The organism is Chitinophaga oryzae, assembly GCF_012516375.2.
GTDB classification, from domain to species: Bacteria; Bacteroidota; Bacteroidia; order Chitinophagales; family Chitinophagaceae; genus Chitinophaga; species Chitinophaga oryzae.
This window is the reverse complement of sequence record NZ_CP051204.2, coordinates 1,597,365-1,620,606: the sequence shown is the minus strand read 5'-3', so window position 1 is coordinate 1,620,606 and position 23,242 is coordinate 1,597,365. Positions and strand designations below refer to the sequence as shown.

The following is a 23,242-nucleotide window of genomic DNA, read 5'->3' as shown; positions in this document are numbered from 1 at the left end:
TAAAGATATAGGCAATTTTATAATATATATAAGAGTTAGATGTATATCTAATTCTTATACAAAAAATAATAGAGGTAGATATTATTTTATGTGACAAAAGTATGCATTATAAAAATTCTAAAAATGACATTATTATGCTATATTTTATATTTTAATAATATTTTCTATACCTGCATTTTAGGCGGGGCAAAGGTTTGGAGATCGATTTCGAAATGCAGCAAGGACACAGGAAAGCGCTTACAAACCATCAACTTATCATGAAAAGTCGTTGGTTAACATTTTCATGTGAGAAAGGGGTAAATGCGGCAGCGCCTGGGGTGGGGAGTGGGTGGCTCGAGTGGACGTTCGGGAGGAGGCTTTGGGTGGTGGGGCCGGAGCGGCGGCTTGGGGTGAAAGCCCGGAGTGGTGATTGGGAGTGATGGCCCGGAGTGGTGGCTTCAGGTGAAAGCCCGGAGCGGAGGCTTGGGGTCGAAGCCCGGAGCGGTGGTTGGGGGGTAGAGGCCCCGAGCGGTGGCTTTGGGTGGAAGCCTGGAGCGGTGGTTGGGGGTGGAAGCCTGGAGCGGTGGTTGGGGGTGAAAGCCAGGAGCGGTGACCCGGGGAGGTGGTTAGAGACGGTGTCTTTAGGGAGTTCGAAGCCAGGCGCCGGCAAAAGCAATAAAAAACGGCTGCCTTTTTACGGGCAGCCGTTTGTGGATAATTATATGCGTTGTATTTACTTACGCTTCAGATTTTTCTGATTTGCTTTTAGAAGAGTTGTTCTTCAGGGTGAACACCAGTTTCTGGTTTTCCTTGTCGAGGTCAGCGACGAGGATATCGCCATCATGGATGTTCATATTGAGGATTTCTTCTGCCAGCGGGTCTTCCAGGTATTTCTGGATGGCCCTGTGGAGCGGTCTTGCGCCGAACTGCTGGTCGTAGCCTTTGTCTGCCAGGAAGCCTTTTGCTTCGTCTGTGAGTTCCAGGCTGAAGCCCAGGTTGTTGAGGCGTTTGAGGACGCTTTTCATGGTGATATCGATGATGGTATAGATGTGTTCTTTGCTCAGGGAGTTAAAGATGATCACATCATCGATCCTGTTCAGGAATTCCGGTGAGAAGGTCCGTTTCAGTGCTTTTTCGATCACTGATTTGGTATTTTCTTCCTCGCTCATGGCCTTTGCGGAGGTGGTGAAACCTACGCCGGCACCGAAGTCTTTCAACTGGCGGGCGCCGATGTTGGAGGTCATGATGATGAGGGTATTTTTGAAGTCCACTTTACGGCCGAGGCCATCAGTGAGGATACCGTCATCGAGTACCTGCAGCAGGAGGTTATAGATATCCGGGTGTGCTTTCTCGATTTCATCGAGCAGGATCACGGAGTAAGGTTTGCGGCGAACTTTTTCCGTCAGCTGACCACCTTCTTCGTAGCCTACGTAGCCCGGAGGCGCGCCAATGAGGCGGCTTACAGAGAATTTCTCCATGTATTCGCTCATATCGATACGGATGAGTGCCTCATCGGAGTCGAACATGTAGCGGGCCAGTGATTTGGCCAGTTCGGTTTTACCCACGCCGGTCGGACCGAGGAAGATAAAGGTACCGATTGGTTTTTTCGGGTCTTTCAGGCCTACGCGGTTACGCTGTATGGCTTTGGTGACTTTGCTGATAGCATCGTCCTGTCCCACCACGGCGCCTTTGAGGTCTTCGCCCATGCGGCGCAGCTTCTCTGTTTCGGCCTGTACCATCCTTTTAACGGGGATACCGGTCATCATGCTCACTACTTCCGCGATAGCTTCTTCATCGATCGGGTAGCGTTTATGCTTCACTTCTTCTTCCCACATGGCTTTAGCGCGTTCCAGGTCTTCCCCCAGTTTCTTTTCAGTATCGCGCAGGGCAGCGGCTTCTTCGAAGCGTTGGCTTTTAACGACTTTATTTTTCTCCTGTTTGATATCTTCTATCTGTTTTTCCAGATCGAGGATATTCTGCGGCACATTGATGTTTTTGAGGTGAACGCGGGCGCCTACTTCATCCAGCACGTCGATGGCCTTGTCGGGCAGCAGACGGTCGGTCATGTAGCGGTCGCTCAGTTTCACGCAGGCATCGATGGCTGCGTCGGAGTAGCTTACGTTATGGTATTCTTCATAACGGGGCTTGATATTGTTGAGGATCTGTATGGTTTCATCCACGCTGGGCGGTTCTACCATTACTTTCTGGAAACGGCGGTCCAGTGCGCCGTCTTTTTCGATATACATGCGGTATTCGTCCAGGGTGGAGGCGCCGATGCATTGGAGCTCGCCTCTTGCGAGGGCAGGCTTGAAGATATTGGAGGCGTCCAGGGAGCCGGAAGCGCCGCCGGCGCCAACGATGGTATGGATTTCATCGATGAACAGGATCACGTCCCTGTTCTTTTCGAGTTCATTCATGATCGCTTTCATCCTTTCCTCGAACTGGCCGCGGTATTTGGTACCGGCTACCAGGGCTGCGAGGTCGAGGCTTACCACGCGTTTGTCGAACAGTACGCGGGACACTTTACGCTGCACGATGCGCAGTGCGAGGCCTTCCACGATGGCTGTTTTACCCACGCCGGGCTCACCGATCAGGATGGGATTGTTCTTTTTACGACGGGACAGGATCTGCGAAACGCGTTCAATTTCCTGTTCGCGGCCTACGATCGGGTCCAGGCTGCCGCTTTCAGCGAGCTTGGTGATGTCCCTGCCAAAGTTATCCAGTACGGGTGTCTTGGATTTGGTGTTGGTCTGTTTGGCTTTGGATGCAAAACTCTTGCGTTCATCTTCGAACTCCTCTTCACCCGGATCATCGAATTCGGATTTGGGATCGGCAGATTTTACAAAGCCCAGTTCGTTTTTAAAAGTATCGTAATCCACGTCAAATTGTTGTAAGATTTGAGTACAAACGTTTTCCTTGTTCTTGAGTATGGAAAGCATGAGGTGTTCGGTTTCCACAGTAGCGCTTTTGAGCGCTTTCGCTTCAAGTACCGTCACCCGGATGACTTTCTCAGCCTGTCTGGTCAGGGGTAGACTGTTAATATTTGCAATATTCTTTCCAGTCTTATCTTTAACAGCTAATTCTACTTCTTTACGTAATTCGTACAGGTCTACGTTTAAAGCTTGCAGAATCTTTACGGCCGTGCCTTCGCCTTCGCGGATAATACCCAACAGCAGGTGTTCAGTACCGATGAAATCATTCCCCAGGCGTAAAGCTTCCTCTCTGCTGAACGAAATGATCTCCTTAACTTGCGGTGAAAAATTCTGGTCCATTGTGAGAATATTAAATGATCAAAAACCCTTACGGGGCTTGCTTATACAATAATAACGAATAATTCTGAACTTAGATTATCACGCTATTTACTTTAGATGAAGTTATTCCTTTTTTGCACTTAAACAACTTACACTTTAATAGTATAAGATTTATTTTTGTGGTGAAGCGGGGATAGCGTTCAAAAATACTTACGAGGAAAAAGCGGCTTTTGTTTTGATCTCCTTTTTTATTTTAGTTTTTAATAGGCTGGGTTTCCCTCTTTAAATTGATTTTTTTACTAAATGTATAAAACAACGTCCAACGCATGAAATTCAAAATTGATACCAAAGAAAAAATTGTTGTTTTTTGTCCTGAAGAACCTGCTTTGGATGCTAATTTGTCAGCCGATCTGATTTCCACCATCGGCTCCCTGCCGGAGCTGGAAACCCGCAATCTCATACTGGACCTGACATTGATCGAAAAAAACGACCCTGAGGGCGTTCAAGCCATTTTAACAGTATATCAAAATATCTATGACAAAGGCCGTTCCTGCGCGATCACCGGCGTTAACAACGCATTAACAAAGGAACTGAAGGCTGCGGGCGGCGACATGCTCAACATCGCCCCTACAATGGCCGAAGCCATAGACCTGGTGATGATGGAAGAACTGGAGAGAGAGCTCCTGAACGGACTGGATTGATAAAAAGCGGCCTTGTTTCCGCCTTTAGCCGTCAGGGTTAGGGCCAGAAGCAGGCGGCGAAACGTTTCACATTATGTTTGCAGTAACAATTTTAGGTAATAACTCAGCGATCCCCACGCTGGACAGACACCCCACCGCACAGATCGTTACCTGTGATGAGCAGCTGCTGCTGGTCGACTGTGGCGAAGGCACACAGCTCCGCATCGCCCAATACCGCATCAAACGCAGTAAAATCAGGTATATTTTTATCAGCCACCTGCATGGCGACCATTATTTCGGGCTGATTGGCCTGTTGAACACCCTCAGCCTGATGGGGCGGACAGAGCCCCTCAGCGTATATGCGCCGCCGGAACTGGAGCCCATTATCCAGCTGCAGCTGGACTGCTCCGGCACCCAGCTGCATTATGAGCTGTCTTTTGTGCCGCTGCAAGCGGGATACAGCGGTATCATCCTGGAAGACAAGGACCTCACCGTACGTTGTTTTCCCACGCAGCACCGCATTTCCTGTTTCGGTTTCTCCTTTACCATGCAGAAAAAGAAGCGGAAACTGATCCCCGAACAGGCCCGGGCCTACGAAATTCCCGCCTCCTACTATGGTAAACTGCAGGAAGGCGCCGATTACGTGCGAAAAGACGGCACTATCGTCAAAAACGACTGGGTGACCCTCCCTCCTGCCAAAGGCAAGCGGTATGTGTACTGTGCCGATACGATTTATGACACCGGCCTGCTTCCCGAGTTACAGGACGCTGACCTGGTATATCATGAAACCACCTATCTGCATGACCTGGAGACCCGGGCAGCAGAGCGTTACCACAGCACCTCGGTGCAGGCGGCGTCCCTGGCTGCCGCAGCCGCCGCCAAGCGGTTGCTGATCGGGCATTTTTCATCGAAATACACGGATTTACAACCTTTCCTCGAAGAGACGAGGCCGGTGTTTGCGGCCACGGACATCGCGGAAGAGGGCGTAACCTACTACGTTTAGGCAATTACGAATTACGGATTACGAATTACGAATTGAGGGCTTTCTTATAGAGCGGTTACTAAATAACCTTTCCATATGAAAGCCCTCAATTCGTAATCCGTAATTCGTAATTAGTATTAATACTGTTTCAGGTATTCACCAATCTGACGGTAAAGCGCATCAGTAGCGGGGAGCACTGGCAGGCGGAAGTAGTTTCCGATGATGCCGGCGTGCGCCAGGAACGCTTTGATGCCGGAAGGATTATTTTCCGAGAACATCAGTTCAAAGCCCTGCATCATTTTGTAGTGCAGAGTGCGGGCAGCCGGATAGTTATTCTCCAGTGCTGTTTTAACCAGTGCTGAGAAGTCTTTCGCGAAATAGTTGGCCGCTACGGAGATCACACCGTCCATGCCGCAGGCCAGCTGAGGCAGGGCCAGCGCGTCATCGCCGCTGATCACGAGGAAATCTTTCGGTTTGCCCTGGATGATCTGCATGCACTGGGCCATATCGCCGGAAGCTTCTTTCATGGCCACGATGTTTTCCACGTCGTGCGCGAGGCGCAGCGTGGTGTCGGCAGTCATGTTACGACCGGTACGGCCGGGCACATTATAGAGAATAATGGGCTTCGGAGAAGCGGCTGCGATGGTTTTATAGTGCTGATAGATTCCTTCCTGGGTAGGTTTGCTGTAGTACGGCGCCACGCTAAGGACAGCAGCAGCTTCGTCCAGCGGGCATTTTTCCAGTCTTTTAACCACATCACGGGTATTATAATCGCCGATGCCGACCACTACCGGCACCCGCTTCGACACCTTTTCGAAAGTGAATTTCATCAAATCCAGCTTCTCGTCTGCAGAAAGCGTGGGCGTTTCGCCGGTGGTACCTAAAGTCACCACGTAGTTTACGCCGCCATCAATTACATAATTGATCAGGTTTTCCAAAGCATTCCAATCTATGCTTTCATCTGCTTTAAAGGGTGTTACCAAAGCCACCCCGGTGCCTTTTAACTGTTCCATGTGTGTTTTTACGGGAAAAAAATAAAAATTCGAATTCCGAAGGCCGAAATTCGAATTTTTTATTGTGATCTCTAAATTTTTTTTAGTGTTCTTCGTAAAAACCCATGCGGGAGAACTTGTCAATACGCTGTTCTATGCGTACATCAGGATCTATTTTCTTCAGTTCAGCCAGTGTTTCTTTGATTTTAGTCTTCAGAATGGCGGCCATTTCGTCCGGGTTTACGTGGGCGCCGCCCAGCGGTTCACGGACAAGGCCGTCTACCAGGCCAAACTGGCTCATGTAGTCGGAAGTGAGTTTCAGCTCTTCTGCCGCTTTCTCTTTGAAGTTCCAGCTACGCCAGAGGATGGTGGAGCAGTTTTCCGGCGAAATAACGGTATACCAGCTGTTTTCCAGCATTAACACGCGGTCGCCGATACCGATGCCCAGTGCGCCACCAGAGGCGCCTTCACCGATGATAATGCAGATAACCGGCACGCGGAGTTTCACCATTTCGAAGAGGTTGCGGGCGATAGCCTCTGCCTGGCCTCTTTCTTCCGCTTCCAGCCCCGGATAAGCGCCGGGAGTATCAATGAGGGTTACAATGGGCTTGTTGAATCTTTCCGCCAGTTTCATGAGGCGGAGCGCTTTGCGGTAGCCTTCAGGGTTGGCCATACCAAAGTTCCTGAGCTGGCGCATTTTAGTGTTCACCCCTTTCTGCTGACCGATAAACATCACGGTTTCTCCATCCAGGTCAGCAAAGCCACCGACCATGGCTTTGTCGTCTCTCACATTCCGGTCGCCGTGCAGTTCCATAAAATTGGTGCACATTTTTTCGATATACGCCAAAGTATAGGGCCTATCCGGATGGCGGCTGAGCTGCACACGCTGCCAGGCGGTGAGATGGGTGTAGATGTTGAGACGGGTGTCTTCAATTTTCTGCTCGTATTCCTTTACAGTAGCAGAAACATCTACCCCGGATTTTTCACCATTCTCCTTCAGCTTCGCCAGCTGCTCATATAAATCCGCGATAGGTTTTTCGAAATCCAGGAATTGCATAATTAGTTTAATTGGTTAAAGATCGGGTGTAAAGATAGTGCTGAAAATTTTTTTTAAAAAAGATTTGCTTAATTGGGAACTTTGTTGCTATCTTTGCAATCCCAAAACGGAACAACACAACGTCTTGGGACACAAAAAGATAGCTGGTCAACAGCAGTTTTTTCTTTGGAAAGGATTGGTAGTTCAGTCGGTTAGAATGCCGCCCTGTCACGGCGGAGGTCGCGGGTTCGAGTCCCGTCCAGTCCGCAGAAATGCAAAAAAGCCTGCTCTATGAGCAGGCTTTTCTTTTTTAGCCAATTCCCGGGCGTACCCCGGTACGGCCTGGGTAGAGATGTTACCGCTGTTTGCCTGATTCCTGTACTTTTATCGCAAGTTGTCCATTCAGCTTAACTTTCACCACATGAACCAGCCCCTGTTATTTTTTTCCACCGGATACTTTATTTACATAGGCCGTGCTGTCGATACCGTTGTTCATGAACACCATGCGCTTCAGATTGCCATCAGTTTTGAAGACGAAATAGAAATCGTCTCACCGGGCTCAATGATCAAACACAGGGCTGTTATCATCGGCTCCGACGAACCACACGAATGCAGGACTTACAACAATACCTTTTTGCTGATCAACATCGATCCGGAATGTACCATAGGAGCCGGTCTTAAAAAGATCTGCCTGTCCGGCAAAAAAATAGCAGCCTTGCCTGATGCCATCGTGGAAGAATTGCTGGAAAAGATAAAACCACTGCTATCCGACATTACAGCCGCCGACAGCATTTTTAACAATATGCTCCGGTTTCTCCGGGAACTTTCGCATACGGGAGGACATAAAGATATGGACGACCGGATCGCCAGGGTCCTGGAAATGCTTAAACAGCCGGGAGAAGCACCATTCAAGATCAAGGATTTAGCCGCTATCGCCTATCTTTCTCCCAGCCGGCTTATCCACCTGTTCACCACACAGGTCGGTATTCCTGTAAGGAAATATATCCTATGGGCCAGGCTTCTGAAAGCACTGCAATATATCATTGATGCCAGGGACCTCACAGATGCCGCTCTCGAAGCGGGCTTCTCCGACGCCCCGCACTTTAACCGGACGTTCAAACGGATGTTCGGGATAGCACCTTCTTATTTATTGAAGAATAGCCAATTCATTCAAGCCTTCGTAAAGTAACAGCGGGATCTTTGCATAAAATAATCCAAACTTTATTTTATGTATGCCATTAATCACGCCGCAACAGCCTTATTATTAAGAAAAAAGGAATCAAAGCTGCCACTGCTTCCCCTGCTGATATCCGTGCAGTTTGTAGAAATATTATGGGTGCTTTTCAACTACCTGGGCTGGGAGCATTTCTCTGTTTCCAACGGCAGCATTCATCTCGACTATCTGCCTTATTCACATTCCATTTTTTCCGGTGTTGCTGCTGCCGCGCTTTCCTTTTGTGTGATCAACCTGGGCTATCATAACAGAAAACTCGCGGTCGCTTTTGCTATCGGCGTTTTGTCCCATGTGGTCATTGATCTGATCTTCCATGAAAAGGACATCCGGTTGTCGCCGTTCTTCCCTACTCCTGTCTGGGGATTTGGTATTATTGACTACCCTATGCTGAATTTCGTTATTGAGTTTGCCTACGGTATAGGCTGCTGGTGGTATTTTAAGGGAAACAAGGCATTACTTTGGGTGATCATTATATTCAATATAGTTGATCTGCCGATCATGTTAGCACACGGGGATATGCTGACTCCTTTTGTACATTATCCGTTTCTTTTGCCATCGGTTATATTGTTCCAGATACTTATTACCTGGTACTTCGTTTACCGTTATGCAAATCCAAAGAGAAACAAAAAGTGATTGAATCCGGGTCCTACCTAAAATAGCTGTTTTCAGCCAGCTGTATCTCGCCAAATAATATCTATTTTTAACCGGAAATCCGATGTCATGAGAAACAAATTTTTTGTACTGTCGGCCTGCTGCCTGCTCTGCTCCGGCGTTCTTCTCCGCGCACAGGAACCTGTACCCGTTTTCCCTGCTGCTACCTTTAACAGCCAGCAGGCAGATGAGATGCTGAATAATGGTACCGCCACGTTGCGTGGTGTTGTCAAAAAGAAACAACGAAACCCCGACAACACCTACCTGGGTATTGTGGTAACGCTTTTCCCCTGTACGCCTTATTTTAACGAATGGTATGAGCTGCAAAAAAAGAACAAAAAAGGGAAATCTATAGCCATGATGTCTCCGCAAGCCTACTCCTATCGCATAGTTACCAAAGCCTCTGATAAGGACGGCACGTTTGAATTCCGGAACTTAAAACCCGGGAAATACTACCTGCAGACCATGGTACGCCAGGGAAAAATGAAAGAGATGTGGAACCAGGTGGGCACCGCCACCTCCGTTGGCTATAACGTCTACGGGCAAGCCGTTACCTCCTACTCCCGGCCTATCTACGAAGATTTTAAGTTGTTCTACGAAACCAATGACCTTGTAAAAGACTTTGTGGAAATTACTTCAGAAGGTCAGACTGTAAACGTTAAGCTTTAAACTATCCCCATGTTATATAAATTCTTGTTGGGCTGCGTCTTGCTATTGCTCGGCCTTTCCTGCGCGGAAGCCCAGGTCATACATTTCCCCGATCCCAATTTCAAGGAAGCGCTTCTCAGAAAGAAAATAGACACCAACAACGACGGGGAGATACAGGTAACGGAAGCGCAGAAGGTTACCAAATTGTACCTGGAGGAAACCGCCTTTTCTTCTATGGAAGGCTTGAAAAGCTTCAGCCACCTGGAGGAATTCGGCACCTATAAAAACAGGATCAGGCAGGTGGACCTGCAGGGGATGCTGAGCCTTAAACGCCTGTATCTTGTGGGTAGCGATATCGAAAGCCTGAACATTAAAGGCTGTTCGAATCTTGAACATTTGTCCCTCACGGGAAACAGGCTTACCGGTATCGATATTTCCGAGTTCAGAAAACTGACCATGTTAAGCCTCAATTACAACCAGCTTACCAAAATAGAGATCAATAACTATCCGGAACTAAAAGAACTCAATCTCTCAGACAACAATATTACCGATTTTAAGATCAGCGGTTGTCCGAAACTGGAATCGCTGCTTCTCAGGAAAAACAGGATAGCGGGAAGCTTAAATCTCACGGAATTTCCGCAGCTGGTTGCTTTCTCCGCGGATAACAACCCGCTTTCTGCCGTAAACATCCGCGGGCTCAGGAAGCTGGAATCTTTCTCCTGCCTGTATTGCAACATCACCACGCTGAACCTGAGCGGCGCCGAAAGCCTGGCAGACCTGATATGGTGATGAACTTCTTAAAATATTGCTGGTTTTGCGGGTGATCATTCCGGGAAACAGGTATTAATAGTACAAATGCATTCACTCATTTGTCAACTATTAATATTTATCACCATGAAAAAACAAACAAAAATTATTCTGTGCCTCGTTTCCGTCACGCTGATGGGCTTCTGCCTGTATCATTTTCTAGGTTAATCCAGGTCAAAATCAGTCACCATGAAGGAAAGCATCAATGTATGGGGCATTAAGGAATATGAAGGGGATGGCGCCAGTTGCCCCATTGTACCTGTCAACCTGCCCTGGTATAAAAAAGCGGCGCTTACTTTTTTCAGGTTTGGGGTGTGCCCGGCCTGTGTTATTATGAGCCTGAGTTATAGTGTCCGTAAACGTTTCAGTGACAAAAAAACAAGATAACCAGATTTTACCTTGTAAAACGGGTAATGCCTCTCACGAAAGGCATTACCCCTATTTCTTAATACTCCCTTAACACAAATTCTTTTTCTTTGCAGCCAACAGCATCATGTACAACATGCCTCATGAGGACATTTCAGGCCCGGTAGAACGTTGGCTGCAGGGAGATGATACCGCTTTCGAAGCGGTATTCCACTATTACCGGCAAAGACTGCTGCGTTACACTTTCCGTTACCTCAAAAATGAGACGGACGCAGAAGACCTCACCACGGAAATACTGGTCAAAGTCTGGCAATGCAGGCAGTCCGTCACCAATCCCGCCACTTTCGAGAACTATTTATTCACCATCGCCCGCAACCGGGTGATTAAATCCTGGCAGAGAAAAGTAGACAGCCTCTTGTCTTTTGAACCGGGCAACGAGCCCGCTGTTCCTGCTGAAACGAACGATCCCGTATTATATGGTGAACTGGTACGTCATTACCAGGAAAGCCTCGCCGGCCTTCCCGAACAGCGCCGCCGGATATTCCTGCTGCACCGGGAACAAAACCTCACTTACAAGGAAATCGCCCGGCAGTTAAATATCTCCCCCAAAACAGTAGAGAACCAGATCTCCGCCACACTCAAACAGCTACGCACCCGGCTCGCCCAACATCTGGCCTCCCTGGTCCTGTAACCGCAGTCAGTATTAACAAATTGTTACGCCATAGGGGAATACCGCAGCAGAAGGATATACAACAGTAAAAGCATTAAACTCCTGTCTGTATGCGGCAACTACCCGTTGACCAAACACTTATCGAACTATATATTAACGGCCGCTGCACGGCAGCACAACTGGCCGAGGTACGGCAGTACCTGCATGATCCTGCCTACCGGGAAAGCCTGCAGGAATGGCTGCACCAGGACTGGCAGCAGCTCTCCCGTGAAAGTTATGCTCCCGAAACCGGCGCCGGCGACAAATACCGGCAATTCCTGGCGCTGGTACAGCCTGCGCCTGCCACACCTGTAAAGCAGCTACCTACCGTTCGCTGGTGGAAAGTGGCCATTGCCGCGGCATTCACCGGCATGATCGCCTTTGCCGGATGGCGCTGGCAGCAAAGTCTCCGCCAAAGGGCTTTACAGGAACAGCAGTGGGTACAGCTGCATAATGAAGCCGGCAAAAGAACCAGGATCACCTTGCCGGACAGCTCGCAGGTATACCTCGATGCCGCCAGCAGCTTGCAATACAACAAAAACTACGGTATTACCAACCGCAATATCGTCCTGGAAGGAGAAGCCTACTTTGAAGTAAAACACGGCGGCGCCCATCCTTTCAGCGTACAAACCGGAAGCCTCACTACCGTTGATGTCGGTACCGCTTTCAACATCCGGTACCGCCATACCGAACCTTCCATTAAGGTAACCGTTGCCGAAGGCATTGTAAACGTCATGGACCCTACGCGGCCACAAACGGGCGTGCTGGCACGCCTGACCCAGCAGCAACAACTGCACTTTGACAAGGCCACCGGCAAAACCATCGTTCAAACGCTGCCCGATGCCGAAAGCATCGGCGCATGGCGGCATGGCATACTGATATTCCGGCAGCAACCGCTGAAAGCCGTAGCGGCAGAGCTGGAACGGCACTATGGCATCAGCATCCGCTTTGCCAGCCAGGAAGCCTCCCGGGGAGTCATCACCACCATTCTTCATCATTCAACAGTAGACGAAGCGCTGGATATCGTTGCCATGACAGCTGGCGTCAGCGTGAAGCGATCCGGGAAAGATGTATTGATCAAATAAAAAACCGCTCCTGCAACGAGGAGCGGCAATGAGTAATGTGCGCTATGAAGCCGCCGGGGACGGGAATCCAGATGGCGGCCATTTCCATAACACAAACAACAATTAAAAGTATGAAAAAAAACCGAACGGGGCATTTGAGACGAATGCTGCCCGGAAAAACGTTGCGTACCATTTTACTTGGATGCCTGCTGCTATTCAACGCTATGGCCTCCGGACAGGATGCCCGTAAAATGATATCCGTACAATTCAGGAACACCCCGTTACGGGAGGCATGTACCAATCTTGAACGACAAACAGGTTTTAGCTTTTCCTATTCTGAAAATGCACTGTCTGCCTATGGCAAAAATGTTACACTCTCTTTATCAGATGCGGCATTAACGACCGTGCTGACCAGGATCTTCGATAAAAGTCCCGTTACCTATACCATCAAAGGCAAACTGATTTTCCTGGTCCCGGACCCTGCTTACAGAGCAGCGTCCGACCCAGCTAAAAAAGGCCCGGGGCGTGTCACCGGGAAAGTCATCGACGAAGCCAACGGCGACCCGCTGCCCGACGTGACCATCCGCATTGGCGACAAAGGCACTACTACCGCGAAAGACGGTTCTTTCAACATTCCGCTGCCGAAAGGCACCTACCAGGCGGAAGTATCTTCTATCGGCTATCTTGCCAAACTGGTCACAGACATTGAAATAAAGGACGATCAGACTTTCGAGGTAAGCATCACCCTGAAAAGAGAGAAAAAAACACTGGCAGGCGTAGTGGTCACATCCTCCGTAAAAAGAGAAAGCGTAAATGCGCTCTATACCCGTCAGAAAAATGAAGCAGGCATCTCCAACGGCATCAGCAGGGAACAGATTGCCGCACTGCCTGACAAAAACGTGGGCGAAACCTTAAAAAGAATTTCCGGTATCAGCACCAACGACAACCGTCGTGTAGTCGTACGCGGTATCGCAGAGCGCTACAACCTCGCCATGATGGACGGCGCCATCTTACCCAGTACAGATGTGCAGGTGCGCGACTTCGAATTCGACATCATCCCCAGCAACCTGATCGACAACGTGATTGTTTCCAAAACCTCTACCCCCGACATGAGCTTTGGCTTTGGCGGCGGCCTGATACAGGTAAATACCTTCGCTATTCCCCATCAGAACTTTATCACCATCGGCGTTGGCAGCAAATATACTTCCGGCAGCACCGGCAAGGAATTTTTGGGCTATGGCCGCGGCAGCAAGGATTACCTGGGCTTCGACGACGGTATCCGCGAACATTTTCCCGATGAGCTGATAACGTTTAACAATCAAAACTATAACCCTAAAAACCCCAACGCCGCTCCCTCTCCGGGCGTTACCATGATAACACCCGCGATGATCGCCGAACAAAATAAAAGAATAGGCGGGCTGGAGAGAATGGGCACCAGGGTTTACCGCGCCGCCCCCGGCCAGAGTTACCAGTTTAGCCTCGGACGTAATTACCAGCTGAAGAACCATCGCCTGGGCTTTGTAGGATCTGTCAGCTATCGTAATGAACAGTCAATCGACGACATCCCTCATTTTGAACGGGGCGACTGGGAAAAAATAGGCACACCGCGCTATAACGCAGAAACAGGGGAAGAAATAGACCCTACTTCCGCCAAACAATATAACTTCAATACTACATGGGGCGCACTGCTTAATATGGGCTGGAGCACCCAAAACCATAAACTCACCTTCCGTAATTTTTATTCCCGTGTGTTTAACAACCAGTTTTCACGCATCGTAGGCTGGGGCAACGAAATTGGTTTTGAACAGCATCCCGCCGTCAGGGAATATGACCGCCCCAAATTTATCGACCTGCTGCAAAACCGCCTCAACGGAGAACACACCTTCGGCGCTTTTAAGTTCGACTGGAGCCTCTCCCGCAACAAACTGACCAACCTGGAAAAAGACGCCGTGGAAGCCTGGCTGGCTCCAACCACTACGCTCAACAGCACCACCTATAACGTAGTGCCCAGCGGCGTTACCAACCCGGGCAACGGTACCTTCAACAGAGCACAGTACCGGTATGATGAAACCAATAAAATAGCAGAAGCAGCACTCAGCTATCAGTTCAAATTACTCGGACAAAAACAAACAGCCAAAGGCGGTTACCAGTTTATGGAACGCCGCGGCGCATACGACTGGATGGTGCTGCCCATTGGTACCGTGGAAACAATCGGTAACGTTTATCCTTTTGTGCCGGTACAGGAATGGAACAAATACCTGGAATTCAACAACCCGCTGAGAGACCTTATGTACTATCCCGCCTCTTTCTCCCGGAACAGCTACGAAGGGAAAAATACCAATCAGGCGGTTTATGGCATGCTGGACAACCGCTTTACCAGCTGGCTTCGCCTGGTATGGGGTATCAGGGCGGAATACTATCAGTATGAAAGGCTGAAAAACGGCTCCAACGATCTTGCTATCACCACCATGATGGAACAGGGAGAAAGGATCAAATACGTTGATCCGGAAACGGGGAAGATAGTATCCCCTTTTGCAGATCCTACCTCAGAAGAAAAAAAATGGCGTTATCTGCCCTCCGCCAGCCTTACCGTTACCCCGCTGAGAGATTTCAACATCAGAGCCGCCTATGCACAGTCTGTGGTGAGGCCCGCGCTGATTGAAAACTCCCGCATGATCCGTTACGACCCTGCCATCGGCGCGTACCGCCGCAATGAAGGCGTATTGTCCACACTTATCGATCACTATGATTTCCGCCTGGAATGGTATCCCCAACCAGGTGAAGTGCTCTCCGCAGGATTCTTCTATAAATATTTCGACAAACCGGTAGAGTTGTACCGTATACAACCAGATGCAAGCGGAAGGGTATATGTGGTCACCCAAAACTCAGAATGGGCAAAGGTTACCGGCTGGGAGTTTGATGTGCGCAAGCGTCTCGGATTCATCAACCCCGGTATAAAATGGCTGAATAATATCTTCCTGAGCGGCAACCTCACCCTGCAAAGCTCGGAAGTACAGGCCAGCACCTTCCTGGGAAAAAGCATGACGGAAGACAAATACGGCAAACAATACGAATACCGCACCAAAGTACTGCAAAAAGAAAAAAGACCTTTATACGGACAGGTGCCCGTGCTTTACAATATCGGGCTGCAATATGCAGGTAATCGTTTAGGCGCCAACGTTGCCTTCAACCACATGGGTTACAAGACCTTCACTGCCGGCATGACACCCAATATTGTTGAGTATGAACGTCCCCGCGACCAGCTGGACGCACAGTTGAGCTACGCTTTCCTGAAAGATAAAAAGCTAACGGTAAGGCTGAATGTCAGCAACATCACCAATACTCCTTACCGCTTCTATATCAACAGCCTCGACACCTACAAATACCAGGATAAATGGAACGGCCTTTCCCTGTCTGAAATTCCGGTCACCGAATGGAGCGACATCTATGAATGGAAACCAGGCTTTTCCCGGAAATACGAAGAAGGACAATATGAAACATCCGCAGACGGAAAAACAAAAACCCGTATCGGAGACAAAGAGACTTTTATCCGTAAAGTAGGTACTTCTTTCAGCCTGTCCGTTTCCTATTCTTTCTAAACAATGTCTGATCCTCTAAAAAAGAAAAATGAAACACACAAAAATATTAACACTGATAGCGGGCGCTTTTTTACTGGCTATGACAGCCTGTAATAAAAAAGATGAATTCTTCTATGAAGGCGGCATGATGCCTATCACCGTCAAAGGATACAACGGCGGCGGCGAAGACCTGGAGGTAAAAGTGGATACCTTTACCTTCAAAAACTTTCTGAACAGCGGCAGCTTTAACCAAAGCGAAGCCTACACCTTCCCCAGCGGTCAGCCTGCTGTAAAGCTGACTATCGCCGGACGGGAAACAGGAAAAGTCATCCTGGAAAAAGAGTTAAAAAGAGCAGAAGGTGCTACCACCATCAGCTTTTTTTATATGAACGGACAAGTGATGAACATGCCGGAAAAACAGGCTAAGGAAGAGGGGAAAATCAAACTTTCCTACATGTTCATGCCTACACTTACCCATTACAGCGGACCGGTGGATATCGTATTGGGGAAATATTATTTTACCCCGAAAGTGTTCGAAGAAATCACCCGTATTAAAAACGTAAAACCCTATGAGTTCAGTGAAACCGTGACGATATCCACGTTTCCAACTACCGGTCAGCAGTACAACGGGCAGAATACCCCCGTGCTGTTCAAGGCTTATATCTACAAAGCCGGCACCAACGAATATTACACCCAGGGAACGGTATATACCTGGCATCCCACTTCATCCAGCGCCCCCACCCCATCGGCGCCCAATGCATCCTCCACTGTTTACATCTTTAGTGAGAGCGACGCCAACAACAGCATAAGGTTTACCAAAAATCTGGAGTTATAAAACACAACAAATCATGAAGTTCTTTAAACAACATATCACCATTATGGCGGCGCTGCTTGGTATACTTTTCAGCGCCTGCAACAAGGAAGACCAGGAGGTGGCCAAAGCCATGCAAGTAATCATTAACGGTTACAATGGCAGCGGGCACGCGTGGCAGGTAGCCATCGACACGACCGTTTACGATGCGTCCTCCATGCATGGAAAGTTCATCATCAACCCTGGCGCTCCCATCAACTTCAATGCCGTATATACTTCACCGTTAAGTCAGCAGGCAACCCTTACCCTTACTGATACCTCCACCCAGACGGTCCTCTTCAGGAAACCGCTGCCGGCGAGCGGCACCAAAGCGCTTTTTAATTTTATCTATTTCGACGGTAAAGAACTGGAAATCACGCAACCGGCAGCCGATCCCGCTACCAACAAACTGGGATTTTATATCCGCTATACCGCCAGCGACGCGCCCTTTGACATTTTCCTTTACCGGAAAGACGCCACCACCGGTATGGAATACCGCGTTTATATCACCAAAAATGCAAAACCCAATACCTGGATATATGCCGACTATATCCCCACTACGGACTTTGACAGCAAAAGCGACCTGGATGGCGCCGCCATTTGTTTTACAAAGGCGGGTACCACCGACCAATGGGCCTTTGGCGATAGCGAGGACTTCAGCAAAGTGCTCACTTTTGGCATGAACTTCCCGCTCGCCGGAGAAAAAGGGATCGTACTGCCGTACTTTCTGATGCCCGGCCCGGGCAAGCTGGACGTCAGCCGTTTATACTTTCATGCAGACAGACCCTGGTAGAGAATCCCTATACCTGCGAACGCCCCGCCTGTTCACCGGCGGGGCTTTTCTTTTTCATCACAAAATTCCGGGCTTTCGAACCAAATATGCCCCTTTTTAACCCGGACTGCATTCCTGGCATCTCTCTGCTCTTTACTTTTGACAGACATCAAAATCTATTTATCAGCCATGATGCATTTCAAACAATACTATCCCTTATTGCTGTTACTGTTGATCACCATCTGTTGCCCGACCCGGATTATTTCCGCCCAGCGCCTCGAAGCCCGTGCCGACAGCCTGATCTCCTCCCTTTTTAAAGATCCAAACGGCCCTGGCGGCGTCTTTATGATCGCGCAGAAAGGCAAACCCATCTACCGGAAAGCATGGGGAAAAGCCAACCTGGAACTGAACTCACCGCTCACCGCCGACAACGTGTTCCAAATAGGCTCCATGACCAAGCAGTTTACCGCCGTTGCTATTCTCATGCTGGAACAACAGGGCAAATTAAGCGTTAAAGACCCGCTGTCCAAATACCTGCCCGACTTTCCCAATGGCAATAATATCACGCTTCATCACCTGCTGACGCACACTTCCGGCGTGCAGGACTACCTCCGGATGAAAACCCTCCCCACCATCATGCAAAAAGAGATGACTCCTGAAATGGTCATCGACTTTTTCAAAAATGAGCCGGTAAACAGCGCACCCGGTGAGAAATACGCCTATAACAACTCCGGCTATTTCCTGCTGGGATATATAGTGGCTAAGGTTTCCGGGGTGACCTACCAGGACTTCATCCGGAAAAATATCCTCGATAAGGCAGGCATGCACGAGACCTGCTTCGCCAGCGACAGGCAAGTCATTAAAAACAGGGCATACGGCTACCATAAAAAAGACTCCGTTTATGTGAACAAAACGGTGATCAGCTATGACCTCGCCTATGCTGCCGGTGCGCTGATGTCTACCACCGGCGATCTGCTGAAATGGCAAAATGCCATGAACCGGCATCTGCTGCTGAATAGCGAAGAAACACAGAAAGCTTTTACCCGTTATAACCTCAACAACGGCGAGGCGCACAACTACGGCTATGGCTGGCAGTTTAAAGACATCAAAGGGGTAACCGTGAGAGAACACGGCGGCAGTATTTTCGGCTATAAAACGATGGGGGTATATGTTCCCGGCGAAGATATTTATGTACTGGGGTTCAGTAACTGCGATTGTAATTCCCCGACGAAGATAACAGAGGAGGTGGCAGCGATCGCGCTGGAGGAGTTAAGGAAGTGATAAAAAGAAACCGGCCGCTGTAAACGGCCGGTTTCTTTTTTATAAAGCAGTTTGTCTATTTCTGGAAAAACAATTTCCTGGGTGCTTCGGCAGTCAGCTCACAGCGGAGCGTGGCCCCATTGCCTGCCAGCCTGGTGATTTCCCCGGCGCCTTCCACCACGGTGCAAACGCTGAAGTGTTCATCCTCGATCCGGGAAACGATAATCTTTCCCACGGTTTTCTTACGGGTGATTTTTTTACCGTCGACGTTTACATCTACGGCCTCGTATACTTTAAACTCGTCGCCCTCCCGCAGGTCGACTGCCTTGCCGGCTGACAGCAGTACTTTTACGGCGTCGCCGTAGGTGTTTTTCTCTTCTACGGAAGCGATGGTGGCCGTCAGACTGAAGTTCTCCCTGACGAATTTATCGAGGCGGCCGCGGGTGCCGGCCAGTGCATCGTTGAAGCCGTTTTTGCCTTTACCGGTATTGGAGAAGTTACCGGCAGCGACCATTTCACCGGAATTCACATCCAGTACTTTCACGTTGAAGATTATTTCTGTTTGCTGGGTGACAGCATTACCAAATACCGGCAGTTTGGATTGTTTCTGGTCTTCCATGACGCTCACCACGTTACCCACCAGCAGATACTGGGCCTTCAGCTCTTTCATGGCCGAGAGCTGCGCGCTTTCCGTGGGCTGGGCTTTTACCTCATTGAGTTCATCCCGCTCCACGAAATCAAAACGTTTGGCACGCAGGAAGGCATCTTCCACCGTATTCCGTATGGCAGCCTGATGGCCGGTACTGTCAGTTCCCTTGAAGATAATACCAATGAGCGGTTTAGTTTGACCGAAAGCGCAGGAAGCCAGCAGCAAAGCTGCAGCCGTAATTATATTCTTCTTCATACTCTATAGGCCCGGAAGTTTTATGAACATCCGGATTATTTGTTGGCTATAAGTTTGTCAGTCTCAAATTTAGGTGAAAAACGTATAACCTAACCGGTTATTATACCGCCAGGCCACAGTACGGGAGGTAAAGGCAAATTTTAACATGCCTTTAAGAAGACAGGTAACGCATCATTATTTGACACTGATCACCGGCACTTTATAGGCAGCTACGGCATTGACCAATTTCATTTTATCGGTCTTCAGTTTTTTCAGAAAGGCTTCAATACCATCGCCATAGGCCCTCTCGCTGGCAGCCAGCAGTAAAATGCCGGGCTGTTGCGGATGGGTGTTTTGCTGGTAGCGGTACACATTCCTTTCCACCACTGCGATGGCTTTGCCGTCGGCGGTATTCTGGCTGATCAGAAAGTCCAGTATGTACTGCTGATCTTTCTCATAGACGTTGTAGTTCACCAGGGGATTGGCGGCCTGCATTTTCTTCAGTTCTTCCACTTTCTGGTTTACCAGCGCCGCCACCTCAAAGCTTCCCTGTAAAAAGTCGATCGTCACCAGTGAGTGGAATTTCTCCAGGCTCTCTCCCGCCACCAGGTATTCCTGTTTGTAGTAGTTATTGTTGGGATGTGCAGACCAGGCCAGCTGAAAACTGGCGTCATTCAAATGCAGCGGTCCCGGCACATTCAGATAGTCGGTTGCTTTTGTTTGCGCCATAGCGCCAGCCGCCCACAGGGCGAAAACCAAACTTAACAGTACTGATTTGTTACGCATCATGTTTCAGATAATAGTTATAAGCTAGTAATTGCAAGTCATCCGGGTTTTCCCAGTATTCTTCATCCAGTTCGTTGAGCCGTTGCTGTTGTTCCTCATCGAGATATTCGTCGAGGTATTTGGGGATATCCCACAGCTCCTGAATCCTGTCGTCGTCTTTTAGCACGGCGATCATTTTCTCACATTCGGTGATGATAGCCAGGCTTTTACCGGCACCTAACCGGGTGAGTATCTGTTGTGTTTTCTCAAAATTTTCAGGGCCCCAGTTACAGAAGTATTGCAAAAAGCCGCCATTATACATGTCTGCCTCCAGCCTCCATATCCGCACTACTTCCTGCTCTTTTTCAGACAGTTGTTCCATTTTACCGCCGTGTTGATCAAAGAGTTTTCCGGTTACAGCGAACGAATAATCTTCAAATGCCTGTCGTTGTTCATCCATTTCCATCTGTTGTGATTGTTCTGTTGATAATGATAAGTGTTTTTTCTTCTTTGGGTTTGTTTGATTTGGGATAGATGATAACAGCCAGCGCGTTTTCCCGGGTTTTATTCAGGCCGGAGATAATCAGTTTTCCTTCCGGGATGCTGATCAGCTCGTCCTTCACCAGGTTTTTATAGCCCTTAACGCCTTTACTGTAAAACAGCTCTGCCAGCTGATGGTTGTGGATCACCATCCAGCCGTTGCCGAATTCGGTATTAAAACGCAGGGCAGATGCGCCCGGCCCGATGGAGACCGGCGGCCAGGTGTTAAAAAGCGGATCGCCCAGATCCAACAAGGGCTTTTGAGTGACATTCCCTGCAGCGTCCACAATAGCCAGCTCCAGTTGACCCTCTTCTTCGGTCAAAAGGCAGGAGCCGTCATCGAAGGAAAGATGGATAATTTCCCGTGGGTATTTATCTGCCAGGGAAAAATGACGCCGTCTTAATTCCTCTCCTTTTTCATTGAGCAGCCGGTGTAGCCACTGCTCCCCGTCTTTTGCCAGGAGGTGGATCTCCTCTCCGGTAACATACACTTTATTTTGGGCCGGCGGCGGCACCTTGATATTATTTTTCTTTTTGATGATACCATCTTTAAAGACGATGGCGAGCATCCTGTCCGGCTTTTTGTCCCCGTCGTAAAAGAGGGACGTGTCCTTCACCACACCGATGAAGTCTCCGGTAAAAGGGCGGTTGCCTTTGGGTCTTTCTGTTTGTTCCCGGTTAAAAACCGGTATGCTGATTTCCAGTTCTTTATCCGGATGGTAGGGCACTACCGAGACGAAAGGCTCTTCGGTGGGGCTGTTAAACAATGTCGGCAGTATGCCGTCTTCTTCCTCATAGCTTTCGATGACTACGCCTACGGCGTCCATCAGGGTATACACCGTATCGTAGGAGCGGTCGTTATACACATAGTTGGCCATGAGCGTCTGGTCACCACAGTTGAGATTGTCTTTGTGGGATACGCCTTTTATGGCTGTTAAACGGGTTACGACGGCCGCTGTGGTGCGTGTCGTTTCAATTTGAAACGGTGCTACGGTTTTGTTATTATTCATGCTGGGTACGATTGTATTCCATCAGGCATGCACACTAATGGGGGTTACCAAATATGTTATAAATACGGACAGTCAATTCCGGATGAAAGATACAAAAAAAATTTGCACGGCGTGTCCTATTCCGGCAGGTTCAGTTGACATACAGGTATAACATTCAAAAAACATACTATCACCTGATAAAACGCATGTATATGGAAACTTTTCTCGCCCCTGTGGAGCATCCTAAAAGCCTGATCATGAAACTGGCTTATTATTTCACCCGTAAACAGTTCGGTAAAGTACTGGCGCCCCTGAAAGTACACAGCGTAAGGCTACCGGCAGCCTTCGGGATGTTTTACGGCAAAGTGAATAAACTGGATAAGAAGCTGACGCTGAGCAACGAAACCGCTATGCTGGTGCGCCAGCAGGTGGCCCGCCTGAATATATGCCTGTTCTGCATGGACATTGCCCGGTATGAGGTGATCCGTAGCTCTATGGACAGCGCCAAGTTCGACGCTCTGCCGGACTACAGCACCAGCGCGCTGTTCACGCCGGCGGAAAAAGCCCTGCTGGACTATACCACAGAGCTTACCCTGCATAAAAAGGTACACCCGGACACTTTTTCCCGTATGGCCATGTTTTATAACGAAACACAGATCTGTGAGGTGGTCTGGCTGATCGCCAGTGAGCATCTGTATAACATGACTAATATCGGGCTGAATATCCACTCCGATATGTTGTGCGATCTGCGCAGGAGGGGATAATTATCCGCAAAGCCTCAGCCGAAGCCCCGGGCTGTGATCAGGGGCGACCACAGCGGCGTTTGACAAGGCTGAAGCCCCGGACGGGCTGTCCGGGGCTATCCTGTTATGACCGTGCAAACAGCTCTCCGGAGAGAAATTGCTGTTGTAAATCCTCCAGTTCCGCCACGCGCCTCCGTACGAGCGCCTCATACTCCGGGGAGGCCGTTTTAAAGAACAACGGGTTGGTCACCATACCCGTCAGTTGTTTGAGACCGGTGGCAAAAAAAAGCGCTACAGGAACGGGCACCAGATAGTCATCTTTGTAGTCATTGATGACCGCCATCGTCAGCCGGATAAACTCCTGATAGGCGTCATCATCCCATTCTGCATCCATCCTTACTTTAAAGGAAAATTCTTCATCGGAATCCAGGTATTCCAGGTATTTTTTCAGTGATTCTTTCAT

22 protein-coding genes and 1 tRNA gene are annotated in these 23,242 nt (G+C 49.0%); 15 read left to right on the top strand and 8 right to left on the bottom strand.

The genetic code is table 11. From position 1 onward, the window contains the following. Positions 1-716: 716 nt before the first annotated feature. On the bottom strand, positions 717-3,251 hold the full coding sequence (locus HF324_RS06735) for an ATP-dependent Clp protease ATP-binding subunit (RefSeq protein WP_168810692.1): 2,535 nt from the start codon (positions 3,249-3,251) through the stop codon (positions 717-719). 305 nt (positions 3,252-3,556) lie between these two features. Here HF324_RS06735 and HF324_RS06730 point away from each other — a divergent pair, with 305 nt between their 5' ends. Continuing rightward, on the top strand, positions 3,557-3,931 hold the full coding sequence (locus HF324_RS06730; RefSeq protein ID WP_168810690.1) for an STAS domain-containing protein: 375 nt from the start codon (positions 3,557-3,559) through the stop codon (positions 3,929-3,931). A gap of 73 nt (positions 3,932-4,004) precedes the next feature. Then, positions 4,005-4,913: a ribonuclease Z gene (locus HF324_RS06725; RefSeq protein WP_168810688.1), complete on the top strand. Its 909-nt coding sequence runs from the start codon at positions 4,005-4,007 to the stop codon at positions 4,911-4,913. Positions 4,914-5,029: 116 nt separating this feature from the next. On the opposite strand, the gene dapA is transcribed toward HF324_RS06725, so the two are convergent. Beyond that, a complete protein-coding gene (dapA, locus tag HF324_RS06720) occupies positions 5,030-5,905 on the bottom strand; it encodes a 4-hydroxy-tetrahydrodipicolinate synthase (protein ID WP_168810686.1) in 876 nt (291 codons plus the stop codon). A gap of 82 nt (positions 5,906-5,987) precedes the next feature. Further along, entirely contained in the window at positions 5,988-6,941 is a 954-nt protein-coding gene (locus HF324_RS06715; RefSeq protein ID WP_192023237.1) for an acetyl-CoA carboxylase carboxyltransferase subunit alpha, read from the bottom strand. A 172-nt stretch (positions 6,942-7,113) separates the two neighbouring features. On the opposite strand from HF324_RS06715, the gene HF324_RS06710 reads away from it, so the two are divergent. The 12 genes from HF324_RS06710 (at position 7,114) to HF324_RS06655 (ending at position 18,880) form a co-directional block, all read left to right on the top strand. After that, positions 7,114-7,187, top strand: a tRNA-Asp gene (locus tag HF324_RS06710). 154 nt (positions 7,188-7,341) lie between these two features. Continuing rightward, the gene (locus tag HF324_RS06705) at positions 7,342-8,109 is read left to right on the top strand and encodes an AraC family transcriptional regulator (RefSeq protein WP_168862168.1); all 768 of its coding nucleotides are present in this window, start codon (positions 7,342-7,344) and stop codon (positions 8,107-8,109) included. 39 nt (positions 8,110-8,148) lie between these two features. Then, on the top strand, positions 8,149-8,787 hold the full coding sequence (locus tag HF324_RS06700; RefSeq protein WP_168862167.1) for a hypothetical protein: 639 nt from the start codon (positions 8,149-8,151) through the stop codon (positions 8,785-8,787). An 87-nt stretch (positions 8,788-8,874) separates the two neighbouring features. Beyond that, positions 8,875-9,474 (top strand): SpaA isopeptide-forming pilin-related protein, encoded by a 600-nt coding sequence (locus HF324_RS06695; RefSeq protein WP_168810680.1) that lies wholly within the window; start codon positions 8,875-8,877, stop codon positions 9,472-9,474. Between the two features lie 9 nt (positions 9,475-9,483). Then, complete coding sequence (locus HF324_RS06690) at positions 9,484-10,242, top strand: leucine-rich repeat domain-containing protein (protein WP_168810678.1); 759 nt, start codon at positions 9,484-9,486, stop codon at positions 10,240-10,242. A 207-nt stretch (positions 10,243-10,449) separates the two neighbouring features. After that, entirely contained in the window at positions 10,450-10,647 is a 198-nt protein-coding gene (locus tag HF324_RS06685) for a hypothetical protein (RefSeq protein WP_168810676.1), read from the top strand. Positions 10,648-10,762: 115 nt separating this feature from the next. After that, entirely contained in the window at positions 10,763-11,317 is a 555-nt protein-coding gene (locus HF324_RS06680; RefSeq protein WP_168810674.1) for an RNA polymerase sigma-70 factor, read from the top strand. Between the two features lie 89 nt (positions 11,318-11,406). Next, on the top strand, positions 11,407-12,420 hold the full coding sequence (locus HF324_RS06675) for a FecR domain-containing protein (RefSeq protein ID WP_168862166.1): 1,014 nt from the start codon (positions 11,407-11,409) through the stop codon (positions 12,418-12,420). 110 nt (positions 12,421-12,530) lie between these two features. Beyond that, positions 12,531-15,998: a TonB-dependent receptor gene (locus tag HF324_RS06670; protein WP_220100691.1), complete on the top strand. Its 3,468-nt coding sequence runs from the start codon at positions 12,531-12,533 to the stop codon at positions 15,996-15,998. Positions 15,999-16,026: 28 nt separating this feature from the next. Beyond that, on the top strand, positions 16,027-16,812 hold the full coding sequence (locus HF324_RS06665; RefSeq protein ID WP_168810670.1) for a hypothetical protein: 786 nt from the start codon (positions 16,027-16,029) through the stop codon (positions 16,810-16,812). A gap of 13 nt (positions 16,813-16,825) precedes the next feature. Continuing rightward, positions 16,826-17,620, top strand: coding sequence for a hypothetical protein (locus HF324_RS06660; protein ID WP_168810668.1), 795 nt, complete (start codon positions 16,826-16,828; stop codon positions 17,618-17,620). A gap of 168 nt (positions 17,621-17,788) precedes the next feature. Beyond that, positions 17,789-18,880, top strand: a complete 1,092-nt coding sequence (locus HF324_RS06655) for a serine hydrolase domain-containing protein (protein WP_220100690.1) — start codon at positions 17,789-17,791, stop codon at positions 18,878-18,880. 55 nt (positions 18,881-18,935) lie between these two features. On the opposite strand, the gene HF324_RS06650 is transcribed toward HF324_RS06655, so the two are convergent. The 4 genes from HF324_RS06650 to HF324_RS06635 form a co-directional block, all read right to left on the bottom strand. Next, positions 18,936-19,763, bottom strand: a complete 828-nt coding sequence (locus HF324_RS06650; protein WP_168810666.1) for a hypothetical protein — start codon at positions 19,761-19,763, stop codon at positions 18,936-18,938. Positions 19,764-19,937: 174 nt separating this feature from the next. Beyond that, the gene (locus tag HF324_RS06645) at positions 19,938-20,531 is read right to left on the bottom strand and encodes an HI_0983 family protein (RefSeq protein WP_168810664.1); all 594 of its coding nucleotides are present in this window, start codon (positions 20,529-20,531) and stop codon (positions 19,938-19,940) included. Beyond that, positions 20,521-20,967, bottom strand: a complete 447-nt coding sequence (locus HF324_RS06640) for a DMP19 family protein (RefSeq protein ID WP_168862165.1) — start codon at positions 20,965-20,967, stop codon at positions 20,521-20,523. The genes HF324_RS06645 and HF324_RS06640 overlap by 11 nt, the downstream gene beginning before the upstream one ends. Further along, entirely contained in the window at positions 20,960-22,057 is a 1,098-nt protein-coding gene (locus HF324_RS06635) for a hypothetical protein (protein WP_168810660.1), read from the bottom strand. The genes HF324_RS06640 and HF324_RS06635 overlap by 8 nt, the downstream gene beginning before the upstream one ends. Positions 22,058-22,248: 191 nt before the next feature. Between HF324_RS06635 and HF324_RS06630 the strand changes: the two genes are divergently transcribed. After that, entirely contained in the window at positions 22,249-22,800 is a 552-nt protein-coding gene (locus HF324_RS06630) for a carboxymuconolactone decarboxylase family protein (protein WP_168862164.1), read from the top strand. Positions 22,801-22,903: 103 nt separating this feature from the next. Here the strand turns inward: HF324_RS06630 and HF324_RS06625 are convergent, their stop codons facing one another. Then, complete coding sequence (locus HF324_RS06625; protein WP_168810656.1) at positions 22,904-23,242, bottom strand: hypothetical protein; 339 nt, start codon at positions 23,240-23,242, stop codon at positions 22,904-22,906.

Coding starts and splice junctions, on each gene's coding strand:
- dapA (WP_168810686.1), bottom strand. CDS start 5,905: ATGGAACAGTTAAAAGGCACCGGGGTGGCTTTGGTAACACCCTTTAAA.
- HF324_RS06690 (WP_168810678.1), top strand. CDS start 9,484: ATGTTATATAAATTCTTGTTGGGCTGCGTCTTGCTATTGCTCGGCCTT.
- HF324_RS06625 (WP_168810656.1), bottom strand. CDS start 23,242: ATGAAAGAATCACTGAAAAAATACCTGGAATACCTGGATTCCGATGAA.
- HF324_RS06730 (WP_168810690.1), top strand. CDS start 3,557: ATGAAATTCAAAATTGATACCAAAGAAAAAATTGTTGTTTTTTGTCCT.
- HF324_RS06670 (WP_220100691.1), top strand. CDS start 12,531: ATGAAAAAAAACCGAACGGGGCATTTGAGACGAATGCTGCCCGGAAAA.
- HF324_RS06675 (WP_168862166.1), top strand. CDS start 11,407: ATGCGGCAACTACCCGTTGACCAAACACTTATCGAACTATATATTAAC.
- HF324_RS06635 (WP_168810660.1), bottom strand. CDS start 22,057: ATGAATAATAACAAAACCGTAGCACCGTTTCAAATTGAAACGACACGC.
- HF324_RS06725 (WP_168810688.1), top strand. CDS start 4,005: ATGTTTGCAGTAACAATTTTAGGTAATAACTCAGCGATCCCCACGCTG.
- HF324_RS06655 (WP_220100690.1), top strand. CDS start 17,789: ATGATGCATTTCAAACAATACTATCCCTTATTGCTGTTACTGTTGATC.
- HF324_RS06705 (WP_168862168.1), top strand. CDS start 7,342: ATGAACCAGCCCCTGTTATTTTTTTCCACCGGATACTTTATTTACATA.
- HF324_RS06680 (WP_168810674.1), top strand. CDS start 10,763: ATGCCTCATGAGGACATTTCAGGCCCGGTAGAACGTTGGCTGCAGGGA.
- HF324_RS06700 (WP_168862167.1), top strand. CDS start 8,149: ATGTATGCCATTAATCACGCCGCAACAGCCTTATTATTAAGAAAAAAG.
- HF324_RS06715 (WP_192023237.1), bottom strand. CDS start 6,941: ATGCAATTCCTGGATTTCGAAAAACCTATCGCGGATTTATATGAGCAG.
- HF324_RS06660 (WP_168810668.1), top strand. CDS start 16,826: ATGAAGTTCTTTAAACAACATATCACCATTATGGCGGCGCTGCTTGGT.
- HF324_RS06665 (WP_168810670.1), top strand. CDS start 16,027: ATGAAACACACAAAAATATTAACACTGATAGCGGGCGCTTTTTTACTG.
- HF324_RS06640 (WP_168862165.1), bottom strand. CDS start 20,967: ATGGATGAACAACGACAGGCATTTGAAGATTATTCGTTCGCTGTAACC.
- HF324_RS06685 (WP_168810676.1), top strand. CDS start 10,450: ATGAAGGAAAGCATCAATGTATGGGGCATTAAGGAATATGAAGGGGAT.
- HF324_RS06630 (WP_168862164.1), top strand. CDS start 22,249: ATGGAAACTTTTCTCGCCCCTGTGGAGCATCCTAAAAGCCTGATCATG.
- HF324_RS06645 (WP_168810664.1), bottom strand. CDS start 20,531: ATGATGCGTAACAAATCAGTACTGTTAAGTTTGGTTTTCGCCCTGTGG.
- HF324_RS06650 (WP_168810666.1), bottom strand. CDS start 19,763: ATGAAGAAGAATATAATTACGGCTGCAGCTTTGCTGCTGGCTTCCTGC.
- HF324_RS06695 (WP_168810680.1), top strand. CDS start 8,875: ATGAGAAACAAATTTTTTGTACTGTCGGCCTGCTGCCTGCTCTGCTCC.
- HF324_RS06735 (WP_168810692.1), bottom strand. CDS start 3,251: ATGGACCAGAATTTTTCACCGCAAGTTAAGGAGATCATTTCGTTCAGC.